The sequence below is a fragment of the Prevotella sp. CAG:255 genome, from assembly GCF_000431195.1.
In the GTDB taxonomy this organism is placed as follows: domain Bacteria; phylum Bacteroidota; class Bacteroidia; order Bacteroidales; family Bacteroidaceae; genus Prevotella; species Prevotella rara.
On the sequence record NZ_HF986769.1, the window covers coordinates 38,559 to 45,472 of the forward strand.

Below are 6,914 nucleotides of genomic sequence, written 5' to 3' on the forward strand. Positions count from 1 at the left end.
GAACCGCTCTTCTGTATTATGCCATACTCAACGCCGAGGTCAACAAGCTCGCCAACCTTAGAGATTCCGTCGCCGAAGGTAATCTCAAACTCAGCCTTGCGGAACGGAGGAGCCACCTTGTTCTTAACCACCTTGACGCGAACCTGATTGCCGATAACCTTGTCGCCGTCTTTTATGCTCGTAACGCGACGTATGTCGAGGCGCACGCTGGCATAGAATTTCAGCGCGTTACCGCCGGTTGTTGTCTCGGGGTTGCCGAACATAACGCCAATCTTCTCGCGCAGCTGGTTGATGAAGATGCACGTTGTGTTGGTCTTGCTTATAGTAGACGTAAGCTTTCTGAGCGCCTGACTCATCAGTCGTGCCTGCAGACCAACTCTGTTGTCGCCCATGTCGCCCTCAATCTCGGCTTTCGGAGTGAGCGCAGCCACTGAGTCGACCACCAGGATGTCTATCGCTGAAGAGCGTATAAGCTGGTCGGCTATCTCGAGAGCCTGCTCACCGTTGTCAGGCTGAGATATCAGCAAGTTGTCGACATCCACTCCGAGCTTGGCAGCATAGAAGCGGTCGAAGGCATGCTCGGCGTCGATAAAGGCAGCAATGCCGCCCGCCTTCTGAGCCTCAGCAATGGCGTGAATGGCGAGAGTAGTCTTACCGCTGCTCTCAGGACCATAAATCTCTATTATTCGTCCGCGCGGATATCCGCCCACACCGAGAGCGGCGTTAAGGCCGATGCTTCCGGTGGGAATGACCTCAACCTGCTCGATGTTCTCGTCGCCGAGCTTCATTATCGAGCCTTTGCCGAAGTCTTTTTCTATTTTGGCCATGGCAGCCTGCAAGGCTTTCAGTTTGCCTTCCTGTATGCTCATGCCCTCTGTATCTTTTTCTTTTGCCATATAAAAGCGTTTTTTAGTAATTGAGAATGGAGAATTGAAAATGGAAAATTATGATTTGCATTGTTGCTATGCATTTAATCTCCAATGTCTGTCTAAACAGTTCCACTCGAATTATTTAATGGAGAATGGAGAATGGAGAATTATGATTTGCATTGTTGCTATGCATTTAATCTCCAATGTCTGTCTAAACAGTTATGAACATCAAATTCTCCTATCCAATTATGAATTATAAATTTCAAAACTCATCATTCCAATTATGAATTGTGAATTATGAATTAAATTACAGTTCCAGGTCGCCGTCGAACACTTCGTGCCAAGGCAGTCCCTGCTTGTTGAGCTGCTCCATGAACGGATCCGGATCAAACTCCTCTACGTTCCATACGCCCGGCTTGCGCCACAGGCCTTTGAAGAACATCATTGCGCCAATCATGGCGGGCACACCTGTTGTGTAGCTTACGCCCTGCATGCCAGTCTCCTTGTAAGCCTCCTGATGCGAGCAGTTGTTATAAACATAATATGTGCGCTCCTTGCCGTCTTTCAGTCCGCGGATACGGCAGCCTATGCTTGTCTCGCCATCGTAGTTCTCGCCGAGATCCTGCGGATTAGGCAACACGGCCTTGAGGAACTGCAGCGGAACAATCTTAACCTTGGCGGTCTTGCCAGAGCCGTCGGCAAGCGGTGCCTCATATTCAATCTCGTCGATGCGAGACATGCCGATGTTCTGAATAACGTCGAGATATGTAAGATACTGCTGTCCGAAGGTCATCCAGAAACGTGCCTGCTTGATTGTAGGATAGTTCTTAACGAGGCTCTCCAGCTCCTCGTGGTGCATCAGATAGCTCTCGCGCGGACCGATGTTAGGATATGTGAGCGCCTTGTGAACCTCGAGCGGCTCGGTTTCAAGCCACTGGCCGTCCTTATAGTAAAGTCCCTTCTGGGTAATCTCGCGGATGTTAATCTCAGGGTTGAAGTTTGTTGCGAAAGCCTTGTGGTGGTTTCCGGCGTTGCAGTCAACGATGTCGAGATACTGAATCTCGTCGAAATGATGCTTTGCAGCATAAGCTGTGTAGATGCCGCTCACGCCCGGGTCGAAGCCGCAGCCCAGAATGGCTGTAAGTCCTGCCTGCTCGAAGCGCTCCTTGTATGCCCACTGCCAGCTGTACTCAAAGTGAGCCTCATCCTTAGGCTCATAGTTTGCGGTGTCGAGATAGTTGCATCCGCAAGCCAGACAGGCGTCCATTATAGTAAGGTCCTGATAAGGCAGGGCAAGGTTGATAACCAGCTCGGGCTTATAGTCGTTGAACAGAGCCTTGAGCTGCTCAACGTCGTCGGCGTCAACCTGCGCCGTCTTTATATCCATGTTAATTCCGGCCTTGTGGATGGCGTCGACAATCTGGTCGCACTTCTCCTTACGGCGACTTGCAATCATGAACTCGGTAAACACGTCAGCATTCTTTGCTATCTTGAACGCTGCAACGGTAGCTACGCCACCGGCTCCAATCATTAATACTTTTCCCATTTTAAAAATTTATTTTGCTTGTTTTTTGTTATTAGTCTTATAAGATTATTGGGGGATGGGACTTATAGGAGGAACGGGAGTTATGGGGCGGGTAATTGGCGATGACAGACATCTGGCAGCCAAGGCTGCCGCTCCGCCGTAATCCCTGCCGCTCCCTATTTTATCTCATCGGCCCTTATGCCCAGCGCGCTCATCAGCGAGTAGCCGAGTATCTCCTGACGGAAGTTACCGCCCTGCATGGGCTGCATGGCAAACACGGTTACGCGCTTTTCGTCGTCAACATTTCTCAGGGCATGGCGCACACGGTCGTAGATGCGCTCGGCATCGGGCACAACCATAACACGCTTCACTTCTTTCTGTGCGCATATAAGCTCCACCGTCTCAACGAAGAAATCGTCCTTGCTGACAATGTCCTCAACGGGAAGCGCACTGATAAGGAACTCTCCCAGGTTGTCCTTAAACGCCATGCCGTCAAGTCCATGGGCATATTCAGACGGCTTGAAATTGTCAAGTCTGTCTCTGTTCTTGCCGTGTATCAGAATCACCTGCGTCTGGTGTTCACCCTCGCGCAGTCCTCCGTCAAGACCGATGCAGTCTATCCAGCGCGCCATGTCGGCCTGCGGGATGCGCCGCTCTATCATCCTTTCAAAATTAACGATAAGGTCGAACGCCACTTTATCTATATAGTCGGCGTCTACCACCATAACATTCTCGCACCATTTTGCGGTGCCTGCCAAATTGTTATTCATGTATGCAAACTTACACAAAAATAATGAGAATACACACCGTTAGACAAAAAAACTGACTTTTTGATATTCTTTGTAATGTGTCTTTCAAAGCGAAAGACACATTACTCATGTTTTCAGACTAAACTATTATAGTTTTTGCACATTCTGCGGCATCATTCTGCCGGCTCAGCCCTTGCTATACGCCTTCTGCTGCCGTCGCGCTGTCCAGAAATAATCAGCGGCACACGCTCCACCACAACCACCGACGTGTCGAGACCGAGCGCCTTAGGCTCGTCTACGCCAATGCGTCTTATTATAGCATAGAGGCTCATCAGCAAGTTCTGACGGCGGTCTGACGAATCTTCGGGATAATAGATGCGGTGGATTATAATGAAGCGGAAGTCGCCGGCAATGCCCTTGCTGCGCAGCGAAGGATAAGAGCTGGTAAGGTCTACCTCGCCTGAAGCCACCAGGTCTTCTATTATCTGGCGGAGATACAGGCTGACGCGCGGCTCAATTCTGAATCCTATGCGCAGGTTTATGCTGAACAGCGTGTCGGGCACGAGTGCCTTGCAGGTGTATTCGAGCGTGTCGGGCGCGTCTACAAACTCAATGTGCAGCAGCCAGTAATGGTCGGCACGCTTGGGCTGCTTGTTTATTATCGAATAAAGCAGCTTGTCGTCCACTCCGCCTTCAGTCGGTGCATGGTTTACATACACAAGGTTTGAGGCATACTTGGGTATGCTGTTGTCTGCCTTTATCGCAGATATTATGTCGTGATAGTCGCTGAGTTTCTTTATGCGCAGATAGCGGCTGCGTATCTTGCGTGCACTTATCCACACAAACATAATGAAGCAGAGCAAGCCGCCTATGAGCAGGGTGAACCATCCGCCGGCAACAAACTTAGACATGTTGGCAGCAAGGAACAGTCCTTCGAGCACACAGTAAAGACCGACAAAAATGATTACGACAAAACGTGGAGCTGACATCTTGCGCAGATAGAAGCCCAGAAGCAGCGTTGTCATCAGCATGGTTATGGTGATAGCCAGTCCGTAGGCTGCCTCCATGCGTGAAGAATCGCCGAAGAGAAGCACCGTAAACACCACGGCCACATACATAAATCCGTTTACCGTAGGAATATATATCTGTCCCTTCACATTGGTAGGGTGCTTTATCCTCATGCGGGGCCAGAAGTTGAGGTTCATCGCCTCACTCAATATCGAGAACGAACCGCTGATGAGCGCCTGGCTCGCCACGATGGCCGCACCCGTTGCCATAAACACGGCAAAGAGCAGCATGCCGTCGGGCATGATGGCATAAAAAGGATTGTCGTTGCCGGCTGCACGCACCGGATTGGCAAGCACCCACGCACCCTGACCGAGATAGTTGAGGATGAGCATAATCTTGACAAAAATCCAACTGATGGCGATGTTGTGCTTACCGCAATGTCCAAGGTCGGAATAAAGGGCCTCGGCACCCGTGGTACAGAGGAAAACGGCTCCGAGCACGAGGAACCACACAGGCGACTCTATAAGCAGACGCGCCGCATAATATGGATTAAAAGCCTTGAGAACCTGCGGACAGCCTATAAGCCACATAAGGCCAACGACACCGAGCAGCATGAACCACAACAGCATGAATGTTCCGAAAGAACGGCCTACATGCTCCGTACCAAAACGCTGCACGAAGAACACAACAGTGATGACGGCAATGGCAACAGGCAGCACGGGTATATCGGGATTGATGCCGCGCAGTCCCTCTATGGCTGTGGTAATGGTGATGGCAGGCGTTATCACTCCGTCGGCCAGAAGCGTGCTGGCTCCTATAACGGCTATGGCATAAATCCAACGCCGCTTATGTCGGCGCAACAGTGCGTAGAGAGCCAATATTCCGCCCTCGCCATGATTGTCGGCACGCAATGCTATGAGCACATACTTTATGGTAGTCTGCAACGTAAGCGTCCAGATTATGCACGAAAGCGCTCCCAGCACGTAATTTTCAGTCAGAGCTTCGCCCGTGTGTGTTATTGCTTTCATCACATACAGGGGTGACGTTCCAATGTCTCCAAAAACAATTCCCAGCGTCATGAGTATTCCGGCAAGTCCGGCTTTGCTCACTCCCGCCGTAGCATTTACCTTAGATGTTTGTACCATATTGAATATATTTTATTTCGCCTGCAAAATTATAACGATAAAATGAAAGAAATGCTTATTTTTACATTTTATTTTATGCAGTGAGAGAAACGGCCGACTCCTTCACGCACAACAAAAGGATGCGCCTACAGAATAATATGAATAAACATGAGACAGGAAACGTCTGTAAATAACAGCGATATAAAAGAACACAAAATCTGCTGATAAGGAGGCAAGAAAAAACCGGAAGAGCAGGCATAAAGCCTTGTCTTCCGGCAGCTTATAATAACTAAACCATACAACTTTCATAAAGTGAGTCTGACGCAGTCCGCAATACTTTTAATCCCAACCGGTATTTATGAGTCAGAATTAAAGAACATCATCAGGACCTTGCGCTGACCGGCATAACGCCTATATCAGCCGTTAGATCAGAACTCAACAAGAATACGGAAAATCTTTCCGGGATTCTCGCTCCAGTCTTTCATTGCATCAGGAGTTTCCTCGGGAGTAACGACCTTAGATATAAACTTCTCGATGGGATAACGTCCTGTGTTAATGCAGTTGATAACGGCTCTGAAGTCAGACGGAGTTGCATTGCGAGAGCCGCGTATGTCAAGTTCCTTCTGAACGAACAGCTTTGTCTGGAAAGCCACTTCGCTCTTGGCATATCCGATGCAAACCACACGTCCGGTAAAGCCAACCTCGTTGACAGCCATAACGTAAGTGGCAGGACTGCCTACAGCCTCGATGACAACATCGGCGCCATAGCCTCCGGTTATCTCCTGTATGCGCTGATGAACATCCTCTGTCATGGTGTTAACAGCATATGTTGCTCCAGCCTCCTTGGCAAGCGCAAGTTTCTCGTCGTCAATGTCGGCAGCAATGACTATTGCACCGCGCAAAGACGCACGCATAACAGCACCGAGGCCCACCATTCCGCAACCGATAACCATTACGAAGGTGTTGTCTGTAACCTCAGCACGCGACACGGCATGGAAACCGACACTCATAGGCTCTATCAAGGCGCAGCTGCGCACAGGAATATCGCCTGCCGGTATGACCTTTGTCCAAGGCAGAGCTGCATATTCGCACATAACGCCCTGACGCTGCACGCCCAAAGTTTCATTGTGCTCACAGGCATTATAGCGTCCGTTGCGGCAAGAGGCGCAGTTGCCGCAATTTGTGTAAGGGTTAAGCGTAACAACCATTCCCTTCTTCAGTGTGTCGGGTACATCGGCACCAACTTCCTCAATCACGGCACCCACCTCGTGTCCTGGAACGACAGGAAGCTTCACCATTGGGTTGTTGCCGCGGTAAGTATTAAGGTCGGATCCGCAGAATCCTACATATTTTATTTTCAGTAAAACCTCATCAGCCTTTATCACCGGCTTTTCTATTTCAGCCACACCAATCTCCTGAGGTGCGGCAATACGAACTGCTTTCATTTTTTCTACGTTTGTTTTATTTTAATTTATCACTTTATATCCTTTCCAGCCATAATATGCGCAAAAAGCGAAACATATCATTGGCACAATGTATGCGATGTAGTACATCTCTTCGTTGGCATGCATGAAATATGCCGTAAGCTGCGGCAGACAGGCGTTGCCGACAATGGCCATGACAAGAAATGCCGAACCGC

5 protein-coding genes and 1 pseudogene are annotated in these 6,914 nt (G+C 49.6%); all 6 read right to left on the minus strand.

The features are described from left to right. A partial coding sequence (gene recA / locus QVO66_RS01690) for a recombinase RecA (RefSeq protein ID WP_288172435.1) occupies positions 1-896 on the minus strand: 896 nt, incomplete at its 3' end. Positions 897-1,176: 280 nt separating this feature from the next. Then, positions 1,177-2,415: a saccharopine dehydrogenase family protein gene (locus tag QVO66_RS01695; RefSeq protein ID WP_021853179.1), complete on the minus strand. Its 1,239-nt coding sequence runs from the start codon at positions 2,413-2,415 to the stop codon at positions 1,177-1,179. Between the two features lie 155 nt (positions 2,416-2,570). After that, the gene (locus QVO66_RS01700; protein ID WP_021853650.1) at positions 2,571-3,164 is read right to left on the minus strand and encodes a DUF6621 family protein; all 594 of its coding nucleotides are present in this window, start codon (positions 3,162-3,164) and stop codon (positions 2,571-2,573) included. A 152-nt stretch (positions 3,165-3,316) separates the two neighbouring features. Then, a complete protein-coding gene (locus QVO66_RS01705; protein WP_021853651.1) occupies positions 3,317-5,296 on the minus strand; it encodes a KUP/HAK/KT family potassium transporter in 1,980 nt (659 codons plus the stop codon). A gap of 407 nt (positions 5,297-5,703) precedes the next feature. Then, positions 5,704-6,720, minus strand: a complete 1,017-nt coding sequence (locus tag QVO66_RS01710) for a zinc-binding alcohol dehydrogenase family protein (protein WP_021853652.1) — start codon at positions 6,718-6,720, stop codon at positions 5,704-5,706. A 21-nt stretch (positions 6,721-6,741) separates the two neighbouring features. Further along, positions 6,742-6,914: pseudogene (locus tag QVO66_RS01715) on the minus strand (L-fucose:H+ symporter permease); the annotation flags it as partial.

Excerpts from the sequence above, each read along its gene's own strand:
- QVO66_RS01705 (WP_021853651.1), bottom strand. The coding sequence starts at position 5,296 with ATGGTACAAACATCTAAGGTAAATGCTACGGCGGGAGTGAGCAAAGCC.
- QVO66_RS01710 (WP_021853652.1), bottom strand. The coding sequence starts at position 6,720 with ATGAAAGCAGTTCGTATTGCCGCACCTCAGGAGATTGGTGTGGCTGAA.
- QVO66_RS01700 (WP_021853650.1), bottom strand. The coding sequence starts at position 3,164 with ATGAATAACAATTTGGCAGGCACCGCAAAATGGTGCGAGAATGTTATG.
- QVO66_RS01695 (WP_021853179.1), bottom strand. The coding sequence starts at position 2,415 with ATGGGAAAAGTATTAATGATTGGAGCCGGTGGCGTAGCTACCGTTGCA.